The 17,271-nt window shown below is 51.0% G+C and carries 10 protein-coding genes; 5 read left to right on the forward strand and 5 right to left on the reverse strand.

Annotated elements, in window-relative coordinates; genetic code table 11:
- Positions 1–327 precede the first annotated feature (327 nt).
- Positions 328–972 (forward strand): membrane-associated protein, encoded by a 645-nt coding sequence (locus tag CWE11_RS04145; RefSeq protein WP_126776353.1) that lies wholly within the window; start codon positions 328–330, stop codon positions 970–972.
- A 55-nt stretch (positions 973–1,027) separates the two neighbouring features.
- On the opposite strand, the gene CWE11_RS04150 is transcribed toward CWE11_RS04145, so the two are convergent.
- The 3 genes from CWE11_RS04150 to CWE11_RS04160 all read right to left on the reverse strand — a co-directional run bounded on the left by CWE11_RS04150 (position 1,028) and on the right by CWE11_RS04160 (position 6,022).
- Complete coding sequence (locus tag CWE11_RS04150) at positions 1,028–4,066, reverse strand: ExeM/NucH family extracellular endonuclease (RefSeq protein ID WP_126776354.1); 3,039 nt, start codon at positions 4,064–4,066, stop codon at positions 1,028–1,030.
- A gap of 207 nt (positions 4,067–4,273) precedes the next feature.
- On the reverse strand, positions 4,274–4,876 hold the full coding sequence (wrbA, locus tag CWE11_RS04155) for an NAD(P)H:quinone oxidoreductase (protein WP_126776355.1): 603 nt from the start codon (positions 4,874–4,876) through the stop codon (positions 4,274–4,276).
- 15 nt (positions 4,877–4,891) lie between these two features.
- On the reverse strand, positions 4,892–6,022 hold the full coding sequence (locus CWE11_RS04160) for a peptidase C39 family protein (RefSeq protein WP_126776356.1): 1,131 nt from the start codon (positions 6,020–6,022) through the stop codon (positions 4,892–4,894).
- Positions 6,023–6,215: 193 nt separating this feature from the next.
- Here CWE11_RS04160 and purM point away from each other — a divergent pair, with 193 nt between their 5' ends.
- A complete protein-coding gene (gene purM, locus CWE11_RS04165) occupies positions 6,216–7,256 on the forward strand; it encodes a phosphoribosylformylglycinamidine cyclo-ligase (RefSeq protein WP_126776357.1) in 1,041 nt (346 codons plus the stop codon).
- Positions 7,256–7,912: a phosphoribosylglycinamide formyltransferase gene (gene purN, locus CWE11_RS04170; protein WP_126776358.1), complete on the forward strand. Its 657-nt coding sequence runs from the start codon at positions 7,256–7,258 to the stop codon at positions 7,910–7,912. Before purM ends, purN begins: the two co-directional genes overlap by 1 nt.
- Positions 7,913–7,922: 10 nt before the next feature.
- Here purN and CWE11_RS04175 read toward each other — a convergent pair whose 3' ends face one another.
- Positions 7,923–8,780 (reverse strand): DUF3108 domain-containing protein, encoded by an 858-nt coding sequence (locus tag CWE11_RS04175; RefSeq protein ID WP_157981285.1) that lies wholly within the window; start codon positions 8,778–8,780, stop codon positions 7,923–7,925.
- A gap of 203 nt (positions 8,781–8,983) precedes the next feature.
- Between CWE11_RS04175 and fadE the strand changes: the two genes are divergently transcribed.
- Positions 8,984–11,440, forward strand: a complete 2,457-nt coding sequence (fadE, locus tag CWE11_RS04180) for an acyl-CoA dehydrogenase FadE (protein WP_126776360.1) — start codon at positions 8,984–8,986, stop codon at positions 11,438–11,440.
- Between the two features lie 298 nt (positions 11,441–11,738).
- On the opposite strand, the gene CWE11_RS04185 is transcribed toward fadE, so the two are convergent.
- Complete coding sequence (locus CWE11_RS04185) at positions 11,739–12,671, reverse strand: isopenicillin N synthase family dioxygenase (protein ID WP_126776361.1); 933 nt, start codon at positions 12,669–12,671, stop codon at positions 11,739–11,741.
- Positions 12,672–13,167: 496 nt separating this feature from the next.
- On the opposite strand from CWE11_RS04185, the gene CWE11_RS04190 reads away from it, so the two are divergent.
- Positions 13,168–17,247, forward strand: coding sequence for a S8 family serine peptidase (locus CWE11_RS04190; RefSeq protein WP_126776362.1), 4,080 nt, complete (start codon positions 13,168–13,170; stop codon positions 17,245–17,247).
- Positions 17,248–17,271 lie beyond the last annotated feature (24 nt).

Raw genomic sequence — 17,271 nt, forward strand, 5'->3', positions numbered from 1 at the left:
TTTTTATTGGCTGCTGGTGTGGATGCAGGACCCGCGTTACGGGTTCACCAAAACGCCGGGAGCGTTTTGGAACGGCGGCTCCACCGCCGGCCCGAAGGGCGCAAGCCAGGGATGGCTTGCGTAAATCCCGCCAGCTCCACCAAATAAACAAACCCTGCGCCGAAAGGCGTGGGTTTTTTTATTGGCTGCTGGGTAGCCAACGCACTGCGTTGGGTGACAGATTTACGTGTCACTTTGTTTTACGGTACCAAAACACGCCTTATTCGCTCGCAAAACCCATTTGCTACACTTACCTCGACACTTTGAAAATGGAAGCGAGGTGATGCCATGCATTTGGATTGGAAAAGTGATTATGCCTATGCGGGATCGGGTAAGGACATTCCCCTATGGATCAAGATTGGGTTCACGTTAATTGCAGTGGTGGTGCTTGGTTTTTGGTGGGACTACATGGGCCCTGCAAACTATCTGTGGTTTTCGGACATCGCGCTCATTCTTCTAGTCCCTGCCCTCTGGCTTGGAAACCGATTATTGGCGAGCACTATGGCAGTCGCGGTATTGATTCCAGAGCTCGTATGGGTGTTAGATTTCGTCACTTTAAGCCACTTTAGTGTGCTCGCGAATTACATGTTTGACTCCGATATGGCATTGCATATCCGCACTCTGTCCGCCATTTTTCATATCGCAATTCCGCTTGTCCTTTTTTACATGCTGTATCAATTTGGCTATGACCGGCGTGGATTTCCGCTGCAATGTTTAATTGCCTTTATTGTATTACCCGTCACGTATTTGGTGAGCGAACCCTCTGCCAACATCAATTGGGTCTATGGTCCGGGCGAACCACAAGAATTTATGAATCCTTGGCTTTATTTGTTGTTGCTCTGGTTTGCCATGATTCTTATTATTTATCTCCCCACTCACTTACTTCTCAAGCGCTATTTCCGAAAATGCCGGGTCACTCCCAAACACACTTGAGCACACATAAAAAAACCCGCAGCGAACTGCGGGTTTTTGATTCGAGAGAGACGGTTTAGTTGCGTCCGTTCCCACCACGATTGTTCTGATCACAACGGGGAACAGGTAACTCTTTACCCCGAGGGTGTGCTGGGCGATTGACAATACCTGGCGCACAGGTTGGCAATGCCGGAGCAAACTGCAACTCAATGACTAGCGGATCATGATCCGATGAGCGGTATGGGTCCGCATTGTAGAAGCTGCTAGGCTTAAACAATGAACTGGACGGTAAGCGCTCATTGAAGTTAAACGCTGGGGTTTCATCTGAATTAATATTCCATGCACGGGCATCCACCACGAATTGCATAAAGGCTTCATTACCCAGTGCGTGATCCAACGAACCTGCTTGACCCATAAAGGTGTAGCTATACACCGCTGGGTCACCGCCATTGGCTGCAATCGCGAGGTTGGTGTAACCGGCATCCATCAGAAGGACCATCGGGTCTTCCATCGCGTATGCGTTGAAATCACCTAAGATCACCACAGCTTCAGCGCCAGTATTCGTCGGATCGGTCTCAAGCCAACGATCCAATGCGCCTGCCGAGAGTGTCCGCCACTCATTCCAACAGCCTTGGCCATCGCCTGAGTCCGCGTTAGGACCTGAGCCGCTTGGGCATGAAGCTTTTGCGCGCAGGTGCACAGCGACCGCTGTGAATAGATCACCATCGAGTGTCCGGAAAGTCTGAGCTAACGCAGGACGTTGACGTGAGTCGTCAAAGTCAGGATCGACCGCTGAAGTCAGGACTGCAAAGTCGCCTTCCAATGCTAAACGGCTGGTGCGGTAGATAAAGGCTGGCTTAATCGCGTCAGTCCCCAGGTATCCCGTTGGGATAAAGGCCCAATCAGCCAGTTCATCTTGATCATTCAACGCATCTACGAGCATGGCCAACGTATCGTCTGTTGCGTCATTCTCAATCTCAATGAGCGCAAGCATATCCGCGTTGATAGCTAAGATAGCTGCGGTCACTTTGCCAAGCTGACGATCCAACTCGTTTTGGTTCGCCGCACCGCGACATCCTAAGCTATTTGGACCACACTCGTTTGCAGAACCAAGCGTCGCAAACAAGTTTTCGACGTTGTAGGTCGCGATACGCAGGTCACCTACACCCTGCATTTGCGGTGCTTCGGTACGAGGATTAGCTGAAGCATCGAACCGGGGCGATGCTTCGCTACGCAAACGGTATGAACCGAACGCAAAGCCCATGATGGCCTCGAATCCTGGCTCAACCACAAACCCATTGCGAATCGGGTTGCTGGCTGAAAGCTCAGAGAAGCCGTCCGCACCCGTCATGTACGGAGTACGGTAGCTGCCGCCACGAGCGTTATCGATAATCAAACGGTTCAAGTCATTGGCGGCTTGAACAGCACGGGCTTCATCACCACCGCGAACCACTTGGGTCGGTTGATAAAGACGACCGTTCGAAACCACGATTTCACCAAAACGAGCGACGTTAAATACGTCCGTGACTGTCAACGGTTGAGTCGTTTCGACCAACATGCCTTCGACCGCTTCTAACTGAATCAGATCGGTAACTGGTAGCTCTACCGTCGCAGGTGAGATTCGGTGGCTTTGATTGGTGTTACAGAGTTCGACTGCAGTGAGATCTTGAATCTGCGTATGTCCGAAGAATTCACCCACAGTGCCGGCAACCCGAACTTTGTCGCCAACTTGCACGTTGATGCGGTCAGCAAATTCCGCGTCGTAGACGAAGATACCTTCCGACGTGAGTGGGTTGTCATCGTGATTCTCATCCGCTTCTTGCAGATAGAAACCGCCTAAGCCACCGTCAAAAGTGTCTTGGAAGCTGGCCACAACAATTGCTTCAAGTTGCACTTGAGCGCGCTGCACTGGGCTTTGGAAGCCAGCACCTTGTACCCAGTGAATCCGATCCGTCGTTGCACCACATTGGAACGGCGCGTCATTCACATACACATCCGCTTCAATGAGGAAGTTCGCCACACGCCACGTGCTGCAGTTACCGCTATCAAAGGCATAGCGGAACGCGACATAAACGTCTCCTTCCAGTCCTTCAAGAACATCGAACGGACCAAATGTGACATTGGTATTGTTGCTGGTAAAGTCACTGCCGGTGATTTCGGTTATGAGGTTCCAATCGGCCATATCAATGGCGCCCGAACCGTCATAGGTGGTTGAGTACAAAACGTCAAAACCGTTTGTACCATTGAAACCACGCGCGATATCAAACGAAAGTTGCTGCCCAGTCAGACCTGTCGTATTAAATGCAGGAGAAATGAGCCAGCTATCAGCTTCCGTACATGTCCCCCCGCTGAAAGTAGTGTATGTCACGTTACCGAAACTACCATTCCAGTCCCACGGCACATCACCCACCACATTCACTTGGCTCCAGCCACGGGTGAATGGATTATCAACGAAATCACGCTCGTACACGGTCATCCGCGTCAAACTATCGAGGCTGGTTCCGGAGACGAGAATATTATCGAAACGATTGTTACCGGTAACGTTGGTCGCCCCATCGACGGTGATTCGGAAATACACCAGAGCGTTATCATTAAGGTCTTCAACGCTGCTCAAGTCGTAACTTTGGGTGAACCAAGAACCGCGGCGTACATCAACATCGATTAGGTTATAGTTACTGCCATCAGTTGACCACTCGACGGTGCGCGTATCGAAACCGGTCGCTGTCGTATTCACAGCAAAGCTAAACTGGATATCTTGGAACCCGCTTGTGTCCACTTCCAGAACAACCTGCGCGCCATTATTGAAAAAGCCTGTGCCCCCCTGGATCGAAAGTGAACCACCGGCTGGGAAGCTCGTATCGAGTCGGTTCTGCGTGGTCCCTGCAAAACTGATGATACGAGTGTAGGCTCCATTGGCCTGAAGTGTTTCCTCGAAGTTTTGCAAATACAAAATGCCGTTGCCAACATCTGCTTGTTGCGGGAAGCTTTCCGGTGCGAAACCACTGGTTCCGTCCGCTAGGGTGTTGTTGTTTTGCGCCCAATAGGCGATTGGCTCTTGCGCCCACGAAGGCGCAACTGCGATAACCAATAGTATTACCGCAAATAAAGTTCTCATGGTGAGAATCCCCATACAATGTTTTAGCTATAACGATTGTTTCATGACTGGCTATTCGGTGTTACGACAGACCGAACCGGCCGCTTCGCCATGTCGATAGATGACGTCGTTTTCAGACTAGGGGATCTTCGTTGCAAACGTGTGACAATGGAAGAGGGGTTTTCCCCTATTTTTATATGACAAACATCATATAGAGCGGGTAACCCCCTAAGACTTGATGAGTTTTTGTGCAATCGTCGCGGTGTGCTCCCCTTGAAAGAAAGCGCCCGCCAATTCATTCTCCGAAGGCTGACGGGCACCATCCCCGCCCACAATCGTGCTCGCTCCGTAGGGCGAACATCCGGATATTTCACTGACCGTCATTTGCCCTTGAAAGCTGTAAGGAAGGCCGACCACAACAAAACCAAGGTGTAAGAGAACAGTGTGGAAACTCAGGAGAGCAGCCTCTTGGCCACCATGCTGTGTTGCTGAGGCGGTAAAAACGCCCGCTGCTTTGCCAATTAATTCGCCCTTGGCCCATTGTGCGCCGCATTGGTCGAGGAAGTTCTTCATCTGTGCGGCCATCATTCCGAAGCGCGTCGGTGTACCAAAAATAATCGCATCATACTTGACGAGATCCATGGGCTTGGCCACAGGTGCTGCTTGATCGAGATGATAACCTGACGCACGTGCAACATCTTCAGGAACCAACTCGGGAACGCGTTTAATATCCACATCCGCCCCACCCGCTTGGGCACCTTTCGCCACTTCGTAGGCCATCCGCTCGATGTGTCCGTGGCTGGAATAATACAAAACTAAAACTTTGGCCATACTCTATCTGCCCTTCTATTCAGGTTGACTGAGCACCACGGCCGCACGCAATCGAGAACTCCCGTAAGCAAACGCCTTTTCAAAGGTAGCGCGCGGAATGGGTAAATACTGACGTTCAGTGATGGTTTGCCATGGCAAGAGATCATCGTCAGGATCATTCAAATACACATACTCTTGGTCGATTGCGGTCAACAATACCCAATGAGGTGCCTTTTGGCGGTCAAATTGCCAAGTACTGATCAATGCGATCACTAGTTTGCCCGCATTCAAGTCTTTTTCCAACCGGCTGAGGGCGTAATCACGATGACGCATTTTGACACCCGCAGCTTTTAATGCGGCGATATCTGCTTCTTGGATCCGCGTCATCACATGGCGCTTTTGTTCATTTCGAACTGAGTCAAGGAGCACAGGACCCGCTTGACTCGCGTAAAGCTCTACCTGCAAGCCGCGCCGATGCGCTGCGCGTGCCAATCCGTGCGGGCCGCATCCCCCATGACCCGAGGTCATGTAGATGGTGGTGGCTTCACGCCAAATCTCCAACTCTTCGTGTTGCGGGTTCGCCGGCGCAATCCCAAACCACCCCATCGCCATCAGCAAACTGGCCGGCCCGCAGGTGAATTCTGTACTTTGCGTGAGTAACGGAACCAAGCGAGGAACTTTCGCTGAATCAAAGAAATGCAGCTGCTTTTGCACCACCACTGCGTCCGAATGATCATCGTAGTAGTCGGTACGCAACCCGAGATGAACAAATCCGAAACGGCGGAAAAATTCCAAGGCCCGCTCGTTGTCAGCCTTGACCTCGGTTCGCAGAAACAAGCAGTGCACGGCGCGCGCTTGCTCAATGCAATAGTCCATCAGCCGCTGTCCGAGTCCGGTGCTCTGGAAATCAGGATGCACCGCAAAGGAGTACAAACGACAAAGTTTCGTTGCCTGGCGGAAGAGCAGAATGGCGTAACCAATCACCCGAGACTCGTCACGCAAAACAACAAAATCACCGTGTTCATGTTGCATAAAGCGCCGTAAGCTTCGCCGACTCATGGCGTCGTACGGAAAACAGATTCTGTCAATTTCCAATAACGCGTCTAAGTGTTCTGGCTGTGCTGGGCTGATGTGCACAGAAGTTGTTTGCGTGCTGTGAGACGGCATGTCATTCCCATATCGAGGTCGTGAGCGTCGCTTATTTGACGCTGAATTGAGTATAGGCACAAGCCCTTGGAAATAAAAAAGTTGGGGAAAATACCAACAAAGCATTCATCCGAGGGCTCGCTGCTGCTAAAATACTGCCCCGACAAACTCACCCCCGCCAACGCTCTGTAATCAGGGCACGAGAGGACCCGTCGTGAACGAACAAAAACCTTCGCTTAGCTACAAAGACGCTGGTGTCGATATTGACGCCGGAAATGCTCTGGTTCAACGGATCAAGCACGTCACCAAACGCACCCATCGCAAAGAAGTCATGGGAAATATCGGTGGATTTGGCGCCTTGTGTGAGATTCCTGCAGGTTACAAGCAACCCGTCCTCGTATCCGGAACCGATGGCGTTGGAACGAAATTACGCTTGGCGATTGACCTGAAAAAACACGACAGCGTGGGTATCGACTTGGTCGCCATGTGTGTAAATGACTTGATCGTTCAAGGCGCTGAGCCTCTCTTTTTCCTTGATTACTATGCCACTGGCAAGCTCGATGTCGATGTTGCAGCCGATGTAGTGGCCGGTATCGGTGAGGGCTGTGTGCAATCTGGTTGTGCCCTGATTGGTGGCGAAACTGCAGAAATGCCGGGCATGTACGAAGCTGGCGATTATGATCTCGCAGGGTTCTGCGTGGGTGTGGTGGAGAAAGAAGCGATTATCGATGGCAGCAAAGTCGCTGCAGGCGATGCGCTCATTGCAGTGGCCTCGAGTGGTCCACACTCCAATGGCTATTCGCTGATTCGTAAAGTCATTGAAGTGAGTGGTGCCGATCTGCAGTCAGACTTTCACGGAAAATCCCTTGCTGAACATCTGATGGCTCCGACCCGTATTTATGTAAAGCCTGTTCTTGACCTAATTAAGCAGGTTCCGGTTCATGCGATCTCCCACATTACGGGCGGCGGTTTCCAAGAAAACATTCCACGCGTCCTTCCGGAACACTGCAAAGCCGTGGTTCAACGGGAAAGCTGGTCATGGCCGGTCATCTTTAGCTGGCTGCAGGAGCAAGGAAATATTCAGCGGGAAGAAATGTTCCGCACTTTTAACTGTGGTGTAGGGCTTGTGATTGCAGTGCCGGCAGAAAAAGCCGAGACCGCAGTTGGAATTCTGAAAAACCACGGCGAAAATGCGTGGGTCATTGGTTCAGTTGCTGACCGGTTTGACGCAGAAGCGCAGGTGGAATTCGTCTAATGGAGAGCGGTGCGCGCAAACGAATTGTCGTTCTGATCTCAGGCTCGGGTACAAACATGGCTGCGATTATCGCAGCCTGCCAAGCCAACCAGATCCACGGAGATGTCGTCGCTGTGGTCAGCAACAAACCCGATGCAGGCGGTCTCGCAAAAGCCAGAGCGTCGGGGGTCGTTGCGGAAACACTCCCCCATGTGGATTTTTCCACTCGTGAAGCCTATGACGCTGCGCTGGTTGAAAAAGTCCAAGCCTATGAGCCAGACCTCATTGTACTTGCAGGTTTTATGCGGGTGCTGACACCTGTTTTTGTGGGGGCTTTTGCGGACCGAATCCTCAATATCCACCCATCATTACTGCCAAAATATCGTGGCTTACACACCCACCAGCGCGCGCTTGAAGCCGGTGATGAAACGCACGGCGTAAGCGTGCATTTTGTCACGGAAGAACTCGATGGCGGGCCTGTCGTGCTCCAAGCCGAGGTGCCAATTTTTGCGGGAGATGACGTGGAAGATTTACAAGCTCGGGTGCACGAGCAGGAATATCGCATCTATCCACTCGTGATTCGTTGGTTTTGCGCTGGGCGCCTTGCGCTGACTAGCGAGGGCGCAACACTCGATGGACATCTTCTCGGGCCGCACGGATACGCCACAGACGAATAGTCCCGTTGGCTTATTCAAAAAACTCCAACGATGTTAAGCTCAGCATGGCGGCTTCCCGGCCGCCTTCAATTTGTTGCATCCGAACCAAGGTGTAATTCCATTCTGGTGCAAACCAAAAGTAGGTTTGCCGACGATCATGCTCACGCACACGCGATACGCGAATGGTTTCAATTCGTTGGTCTCCGAGCACAATTACTTCACGTTTATCGATTTCGAACTCGTAGATCGATAACGAACCATCGTCATCGACGAGGGGATAGGTAAAAAAGGTCTCTTGCCCAAGGGCGACATCAATTTGCAACTGATGGAGCACGGCGTTCGGATCCAACAAGTCATCCTGCCACTCTACCGTAACCGGATCGCCGTTTGCCGGTAAAAGCTTTTGCTGCTCCCGATCAAAGGTTACTTTGTAATGTCGATTTGAACCGGTTCCACGCCGTTCATACTCGAACGAAAGTGGCTCTACCCGAGTCTCTGCAAGCTGAAAAACCGTGTCATTAAAACGTCGATCGGATAGCAACAGAAGTGATGCACGCGAAAACGTCTCGTACCGCCAGCTTCCGTTTTCCAAACGTGATAACTCGCGGCCAGCCGTACCATGATTTCGCCCACGACGGCTCAGATTGTACTCGGCTTTGTATGGGCGCGTGATGACTTGAGCAATTTGACTGCTGTTTTCCGCTGCGTCGGTTCGCTCTGCTACGTCTTCATCTTTGCCCGCCGCAAGAGCGCTAAAAGAGGTCATCAGAACGACCACACTGAACAGCGTGCGAATCGCTCGCGGTGTCCATCGACCCAAATTTGGGGAATGACCTTCGATAGAGCCATTTCTGGCTTGGAGTACCTGCATATACGACATTTTTTGCATGGGTTTCCTTTGTTTCAAATCGTCCATAAACGGCTCGCAATCCTTCTGGCAGGTCAGACCGTAGATCATAGGACAAGTTCACTGCGCTCGCACGCGCAGGCTTCGGAAACTGGGACATGAGTCGATGACGCTTTGCTTGCAATCAGGTGAAAATTGTTCTAGTTTAGAGCTACTGGTCAGACCTCAAACCTTAGGAGTTGAAGATGAGTGTCGCAATTTGGTGTATCGCTGCCCTAATCGTTCTGGGCGCGTTACTTTATCATCGAGCTTCCCTGCGCAGTTTCACTGTCGGGGTCGTTATTTTACTGGCCATCGGCACAGCCTTTGGACTATTTGCTGTGGTTCCGTGGATTATTGCCGCCGTGATTTTGGTTCCATTGAATCTGGGCTTTATTCGTACTTCGTTACTGACAAAACCCATTCTCAATGTCTATCGCAAGATCATGCCGGAGATGTCTCAAACGGAGCGAGACGCGATCGAAGCCGGAACGGTCTGGTGGGACGGTGAGATTTTCCGAGGTGAGCCAAACTGGAAGAAGCTGCACAGTATCCCAGCGCCTAAATTAACCGCTGAAGAAGAAGCATTTTTAAATGGCCCGTGCGAAGAAGTATGTGCCATGTTGGATGATTGGGAAGCCACTCATGAACTCGCTGATATGCCGCCTGAAGTCTGGCAATATCTGAAAGATCAGAAATTCTTTGCGATGATCATCAAAAAAGAATTCGGTGGCCTTGAGTTTTCAGCCTATGCCCAGTCGCGCATTCTGCAGAAGCTAGCCGGTCATTCAACTATTTTGGCAAGCACCGTCGGTGTACCAAACTCGCTCGGACCGGGTGAGCTGTTACAGCATTATGGAACCAAAGAGCAACAAGACTACTATTTGCCGCGTCTAGCAAGCGGCGAAGAGATTCCGTGTTTTGCACTAACAAGCCCTGAGGCAGGTTCAGACGCGGGCGCAATTCCAGATACCGGCGTTGTGTGCAAAGGCGAGTGGGAAGGCAAAGAAGTGGTCGGCATCAAGCTCAACTTCAACAAGCGCTACATTACACTTGCGCCGATTGCGACGGTCGTAGGTCTTGCATTCAAACTCTATGACCCTGACCAACTGATCGGTGAACAACAGGAACTTGGGATCACCTGTGCCCTCCTCCCACGTGATCTCAAAGGGATGGAAATCGGTCGGCGCCATTTCCCATTAAACGTGCCGTTCCACAACGGACCTATCCGTGGGAAAGACGTATTTATTCCGTTAGATTTTATTATCGGTGGCCAGAAAATGGCTGGCAAAGGCTGGCGTATGCTGGTTGAGTGTTTGTCGGTCGGGCGCGCCATTACCTTACCTTCCAACAGTGCGGGTGGTGCCAAGTCACTGGCTCTGGTGACCGGTGCTTACGCTCGCATTCGTCGTCAGTTCAAGCTACCGATCGGTAAGATGGAAGGCGTTGAAGAAGCCATGGCACGAATTGGCGGAAACGCATACCTGATGGATGCGGTGACTCGGATGTCGACCATCGGTATTGACCAAGGTGAAAAGCCTTCGGTTATCTCTGCTATCGCTAAATACCACATGACCGAGAAACTTCGTGAGTGTATGAACGATGCAATGGATGTCCACGGTGGTAAAGGGATCTGCTTAGGTCCAAACAACTACCTCGGTCGTGGCTATCAAGGCACACCGATTGCAATTACCGTCGAAGGTGCAAACATTCTGACGCGTAGCATGATGATCTATGGTCAAGGTGCGATCCGTTGTCATCCGTTTGTCTTAGAAGAGATGGAAGCCGCATCTACGCCCGGAAAAGAGGGCCTACAACGCTTTGATAAAGCCCTGTTCGGTCATATCGGATTTGTCTTTAGTAACTTCGTTCGTTCATTCTGGTACGGTCTCGGTGGCTCACGTTTTGTGAGTGCGCCCGCAAACGACAGCACGGCTGTGTATTACCGTCAAATGACGCGCTTCAGTACGAACTTAGCATTTATGTCCGACGTGGCCATGGGTGTACTCGGTGGTGAGCTTAAGCGTCGTGAGCGCATTTCAGCGCGCCTCGGTGACATGCTGAGCTACCTCTACATTGGCTCTGCTATCCTCAAACGATTTGAGGATGACGGTCGTCCAGCAGAAGACCTCCCTTTCGTTCACTGGGCAATGCAAGACACGCTGTACAAGTTGCAAGAGAGCCAACGTGGCATGCTTGAGAACTTTGGTGGTGTCGGACGTTTCCTGAATGTCCTGATGTTCCCATTCGGACGTGTCGTAAAAGCGCCTTCAGATAAGCTCGGGCACAAAATTGCTCGCTTGTTGATGGAGCCAAACGCAGCGCGCGATCGTCTTGGTGAAGGCCAGTTCTTGTCTGAACGCGGTCCATTTGGCTACGTCGAGCAGGTCTTGCGTGACATCATTGCCGTCGAGCCTCTGTACGACAAAGTCGTGAAGGCCTCAGGTGAAAAACTTCCATTCATGCGCTTGCATGAAGTTGGCCAGAAAGGAAAAGAGCTCGGTGTTCTAACGGATGAAGAAGTCGCGCTCTTCGTTCGTGCCGAAGAAGGCCGCTTGAAAGTGATTAATGTTGATGACTTTGATCCAGCGGATTTGCTGGCAGGTAAAGCAGCGCGCGAATATGCGTTGAAGACCCAAGCAAAAGCGAAGTCTGTGGCCTAACAAAAACTGAGGCCTCAATAGAAAACCGCCACTCCACTGTGGCGGTTTTTTTATACGTAAAGTTTCAGTAAAGCGAATCGCTTCTCTCCTCGCTTCCACGTACCTTGAATCTTGCCGATCGCAATCATCGTGCAACCCTGTATCGCTTTCTCGATTTTCGTTTTGTCCTTGTGGGGGACGCTTCGAGTGTGTGTTGTGAGAGAAAGCGGATTTTGAGCGCCTCATCCTCTGGGGCGCTTTTTTTTGCATAAAAAAGGCTACTCAAGGTAGCCTTTCGTGCTATTCAACTTTCAGTTGCCTATTTCACCAACCCAATCTCACGCAAACGTTCCATGAGATAGTCGTCCGCTGTGATCGGTGGGAATTTCTTCGGATTCTCTTCCGTAACACAATCCGGCAGCGCGTCGATCACAACATCTGGATTGAAGTGCAAGAAGAACGGAATCGAGTAACGAGAGACCTCATTGTATGGTGCTGGAGGATTGACCACGCGGTGCGTTGTCGAGGGCAAAACACCATTGGTCAGACGTTGAAGCATATCGCCCACGTTACAGATAATCGCCCCGTCAATAATCGTCACTGGGACCCATTCACCTGATTTCGACAGAACCTCTAACCCAGGTTCACGTGAACCGATCAACAAGGTAATTACATTGATATCTTCGTGAGCAGCTGCGCGCACTGAAGGAGTCCCCTTCTCGACGATCGGAGGGTAGTGCAAGGGACGCAAAATCGAGTTGCCCTTGTTCACGCGGGTCCGAAAGTAATCACGCGGCTGGCCGAGGTAAACCGCAATTCCTTCCAGGACCTGGTTCCCAAGCTCATCCAATGCATTGAACAATGCTGTCAGCTTCTCTTTAAACTCGGGTACTTCTGAAGGCCAAATATTTGGAATCAATTGTGGATACTCAGATGCATCATCCACTTCCCGACCAACATGCCAGAACTCTTTTAGGTCAACATGCTTTGCGTCTTTAGCAATTTCCGTTCCAAACGGTGTGTAACCTCGCGCACCACCGATCCCCGGTTTGTGATACTTACGCTTCACGTCTTCCGGAAGAGCAAATAATTCACGCGTGATATCCAATGCTTCCATGATGGTTTCGGTTGGAATTCCATGCTGGGTCAAAGCAACAAAGCCATTGACTTCATAACCTTGACCAATCGTCTGAACGAATCCGTCAAAGTCTTTTTGATACTCTGACATGTCTACATGAGGGATCGAACTCATTATCATTGACCTGCTGTTAATTTCGGGTTGATTCACATTACCAATGTACTGCCCGGCGCCATTGGCAAATCGCGGGCACAGATCCTTGATCCTAAACCGAGCAGGCTGTGCAAGCAATGTCAAAAACCATCATTTTTTCGGAGAGTAAGTGGCAAAGTGTTCACAAGGGCATACAACTTAAGCCTCCTTCGATCGTCTCAACCACCGGCTTATTTACTGTACCACGCGTTTACTAACTAGGTTATTCCGATCGATAAATGTAACAAAATGTTACAGGTATTTTCCCATAAAAACGCCCTTTTCGATCTATCTGTTTATTATTTAATGACTTTTTAAATTAACTTCTGTTGCAAATTTGTGAATAAAAATGCTTCGCAAGCGCGCAAATATACCGTACTATCAAGAGGCGCTTCGTCCGATGTCGAAGTTATACAACTTTTGCATACAACGAGACACTCAGAGCGCCACACCATAATCATAAGAGGAAGATCTGAGGATGAAGGTAACTAACACATTACCGCGAATTTCTCTGGTTGCTACGATGATTGCGTCCGCCCTTGCACTCGGGGCCTCCGCAAGCACTAAGGACGTACATAACCAGAATCTCGAGCGGGTCAATACAAATGATCGGACTATCTTTATCGATCAGACTGGACGTGACGTCCGCGGACAATTCCGCGATCGCAACCAGCTGACGCGTGAGATGCCGAACTACTACATCATCGAGCTGAAGGGCGCACCTGTCGCATTATACGACGGTGAATTGCCTGGGTTCGCTCCAACACGTTCATTTGCCGAGCGCGGTGAAAACTTCAATTTGAATGCCCCTGAAGTAACCACGTATCAAGACTACTTGTTGCAACAACAACAGCAGTTCGCAAGTAACCTGCAAGCACGGTTCCCGCAAGCTCAAGTCACTCGGAATCTAACGAGTACTATCAACGCGGTGATCGTTGAAGCCACGGGGCCAGACATTATCCGCGACTTGCGAAAGATGCCAGGGGTTGTGCGCGTTCATGAGCATCAGATCTATCACACGCAAATGGATGCTTCTAACCCTCTGATAAACGCTCCAGAGGTATGGGAGATGGTTGGAAGTCGAGCTGCTGCGGGCGCTGGTGTTCGTGTCGCAGTCATTGACAACGGCATTCGTCCAGAGAATCCAATGTTCCAAGTAAACGGTCACGCGCCGGTTCCTTCGGATCAACTTCCTGGCGATGATTTCTGTGCCGAGAACGAGGGGTTCTGTAACGATAAACTCATCGTTGCTCGCTGGTATCAGCCAACGTTCCAAATTCACCCTGAAGAAACACTCGATCCACTCGACTACAACGGGCACGGTACTCACGTGTCTGGCACAGCGGTTGGTAACGAAGTGACCATCACTTACAACGGTGTCGAACTGAATTTTTCAGGGGTCGCTCCAGGCGCATACTTGATGACTTATAAAGCCTTGTTCGCAACACCAACAGGTGGTGGTTCAGGAAGTAACGTCATGTTAGTTGGCGCACTTGAAGATGCATTCAACGACGGTGCCGACATTGTAAACAACTCATGGGGTGGTGGTGCTGGTGGCTTGCCAGGCTCATCTCCCTATCGGACCCAATTCCAAGCAATGGAAGCCGCCGGTGTTTTGATTGCAACTGCAGCAGGTAACTCAGGCCCTGGCCCTCGGACCATTGGTTGCCCAGCCTGTATCGAGTCGGGATTAGCGGTTGCGAACAGCCAGCACGGTCGTGAATTCGCGAACGAGGTTGATGCAGCCGGTATCACTGGAATTGAAGCCGTCATCGGTTCGGGTCCATTTATTATCAATGACGACATCGTCGCACCTTTGATGCCAACAATGGTGGTTGATGAGGCGAACGCATTAGCTTGTGACCCATTCGAGGCCGGAAGTTTTACAGGCCACATCGCCCTCGTGCAGCGAGGTATATGCGCATTTGAGGTCAAAGCGAACAACCTACAAGACGCTGGTGCGGTGGGAATGATTCTGTACAACAACACAACAGGATTTATCGCCCCATCAATGGGGGCTGCCACCCTCCCTACTGTGTCTATCTTGCAGGCAGACGGTGAAGCCATACTAGACGCCTTTGAAATTGGTGACCAAGCGCGCATCAGCGCGACCTTTACACGTATCAATCAGCAATTTGTTGATGCGATTTCAAACTCGAGTTCACGCGGTCCTAATGGCGACAGTACATTCTTGAAGCCTGATATTGCAGCACCAGGAACAGCCATTCTGAGTGCCTATGCACCGCGAGTGGGTCCTTTCAACGCAATTTCTGGTACCAGTATGGCGAGCCCGCACGTTGCGGGTGCTGCGGCATTGGTTCGTTCATTGCGTCCTGAGCTCGATGCTCATGAGCTGAAATCAGTACTGATGACCTCCACAACATCCGCTGTTCGTCGTCAAGATGGTGTCACACAAGCCACACCTTTTGATATGGGTGCTGGCCGGTTGGACATCGCGGCGGCAATGAACACGGCCGTCGCCTTTGATACAGCATCGATCGCAAATAACGCATGTGTCGTTACCTGCACATTCGAACGTACTGTATCTGATTTAGTAGGAGAGGATACCGAGTGGACACCATCGTTCAGCTTCCCAGGCAATTCATCTGTATTCGGTGAAGTTTCAGTTGATGTGCTCGAAGTTGAAGCGGATGGTGAAACCACCTTCACAATTACGTTAAATACCGCCAACGCCTCTGAGGGCTGGCAGTTTGGTGAAATTGTGTGGACCGATCGCAGCGGTAACTACGCCGATGCTCGGATGCCAATCGCAGTCTTTGCTCAGTTGTCTGACAACGAAGCGATCGCAGCGAACGCGCTACTGACTGAAACTGTCACCGTGGGTGAACCGGCACGCTTCCGTGCGCGGGTTGCCGATCCAGCAATGGATGGGTCGTTCAACGGTGAAATCAAGATGTCTATTACCAACCCAAGCAACACGGCGATTCAAGAAGACGGTCTGGAAGACCATGTCGGTACAGTTCTCCCTGACTCAGTTGTTGTCACCGCAGTTCGAGCTGAAGGTGAGTTCAGTGTGACCGGTAACGGTTCCTCACTTGAGTGGGTTGGTGAGTTTGATTCTGAACTTCCATCAGCAGGTTTTGCAGGCGCAGCAGCAGCGGGTGTCAACCTCCGCGGTCTGATTGGTCCAATCTATGCAAATGAAGCTGCCATTCCACGGATTCCGTGCTCAGCGGGCGAAGGTGAAGTGTGTGATGAAGTGATCGCATCGCTCGACGTGAGTGGCCGTGGTGGTCTGAACTATTTTGGTGTGAATTATTCCACCATCAACATTTCAGAAAACGGCTTTGTCACCTTGGGACAACAGGACCATAGCACTGGCTTTATCAACATGCCGTTCCCGAACGAGAATGCCCCAAACAACGTAGTTGCACCATATTGGTCTGACTATGTGTTCGGTGGGGATGTCGGCGGAAACATCTACGTTGAGAACAGCCTTGCATCAGGCGGTTTCCCAATCTTAATCATTCAGTGGGATGAAGTCGTTCTGTATGATGATTACGTGGATGCGCTGGAAAGCGATACCGATCTCAGCACGCTCGATCGTCACACCTTTACTATGTGGTGGTGGTACGATGGAAATGTGGGCGGCACCGATGATTTCGCGTTCCGTTATTTGCCGTCGGTGAATTCACCGAACTTCCCTGAGAACCTCTCAATTGGTTTCGAGAACGCCACAGGAGAAGTCGGTGCGACTTTCCACTTTAACGGTCAAGGCAATACTCCTCAAAGCCCTGCAACCTTATTCGGTGTCGTGACTCCGGGTGAGCAAGCGTCGCTTGCCGTTGAGTATGACCTCTTAGTCACTTCGTTTGGATCGGCCAGCAACACGACAGCTTCAGTCAATCGGACGCAAGAAGTCATGATCGACCTAAGCAGCCATGTTGATGCGTCTGCAATTGCGGCAACCTCACTGCTTCGAGTTGAGCACAATGGAACTGCCTACAATTCAGTCGTACCGTTCACAGTAGAGCCTGTTGGTGACGTAGAATTGGTTATCACGCAAGAGCCAAGCTCAGGTAGCCTAATGTTGATGGATGACTACGTAGTCGCTTATCAAGCAGCAGATGACTTCAGTGGTTCAGTAACCTTTAGTTACGTACTTGAAGATGAAGCGGGTAACCGTTCACCTGAAGGCACGGCCACTGTCACGGTCAATGATGTACCTCCGACGGCTATCGCGAGTGCAATTGCAACTCCGGTCCGCGCAGGTGATATCGTGCAGCTTAATGGTTCGGGTTCAAGCCCAATCGGTTTGCCACTGACCTATAGCTGGAGCCAAGTATCAGGTCCGTCCGTCTCTATCTCAAGCGGCAGTGCAGCGAACGCTAACTTCGCTGCACCACCGGTCTCAGAAGAAACCAAGCTGACCTTCCGCCTGACGGTGTCAGACGGTAACCGTTCTGCTTCAACGTTGGTTGATGTTGATGTTCGCCCTTCGAGCAGCCGCCCTTGGTACCGCGGTTCGTTCGGTGGTCTGATCGTCTTGTTCGGTCTACCGTTGCTTTGGATGCGCCGTCGCGCGGCTAAGAAATAAGCTCACTATTTGCTTAGATAAGGG

The sequence above is a fragment of the Aliidiomarina sanyensis genome (assembly GCF_003987175.1).
GTDB classification, from domain to species: domain Bacteria; phylum Pseudomonadota; class Gammaproteobacteria; order Enterobacterales; family Alteromonadaceae; genus Aliidiomarina; species Aliidiomarina sanyensis.

Coding starts and splice junctions, on each gene's coding strand:
- CWE11_RS04175 (WP_157981285.1), bottom strand. CDS start 8,780: ATGCAAAAAATGTCGTATATGCAGGTACTCCAAGCCAGAAATGGCTCT.
- CWE11_RS04185 (WP_126776361.1), bottom strand. CDS start 12,671: ATGAGTTCGATCCCTCATGTAGACATGTCAGAGTATCAAAAAGACTTT.
- CWE11_RS04160 (WP_126776356.1), bottom strand. CDS start 6,022: ATGCCGTCTCACAGCACGCAAACAACTTCTGTGCACATCAGCCCAGCA.
- CWE11_RS04145 (WP_126776353.1), top strand. CDS start 328: ATGCATTTGGATTGGAAAAGTGATTATGCCTATGCGGGATCGGGTAAG.
- purN (WP_126776358.1), top strand. CDS start 7,256: ATGGAGAGCGGTGCGCGCAAACGAATTGTCGTTCTGATCTCAGGCTCG.
- wrbA (WP_126776355.1), bottom strand. CDS start 4,876: ATGGCCAAAGTTTTAGTTTTGTATTATTCCAGCCACGGACACATCGAG.
- fadE (WP_126776360.1), top strand. CDS start 8,984: ATGAGTGTCGCAATTTGGTGTATCGCTGCCCTAATCGTTCTGGGCGCG.
- CWE11_RS04150 (WP_126776354.1), bottom strand. CDS start 4,066: ATGAGAACTTTATTTGCGGTAATACTATTGGTTATCGCAGTTGCGCCT.
- CWE11_RS04190 (WP_126776362.1), top strand. CDS start 13,168: ATGAAGGTAACTAACACATTACCGCGAATTTCTCTGGTTGCTACGATG.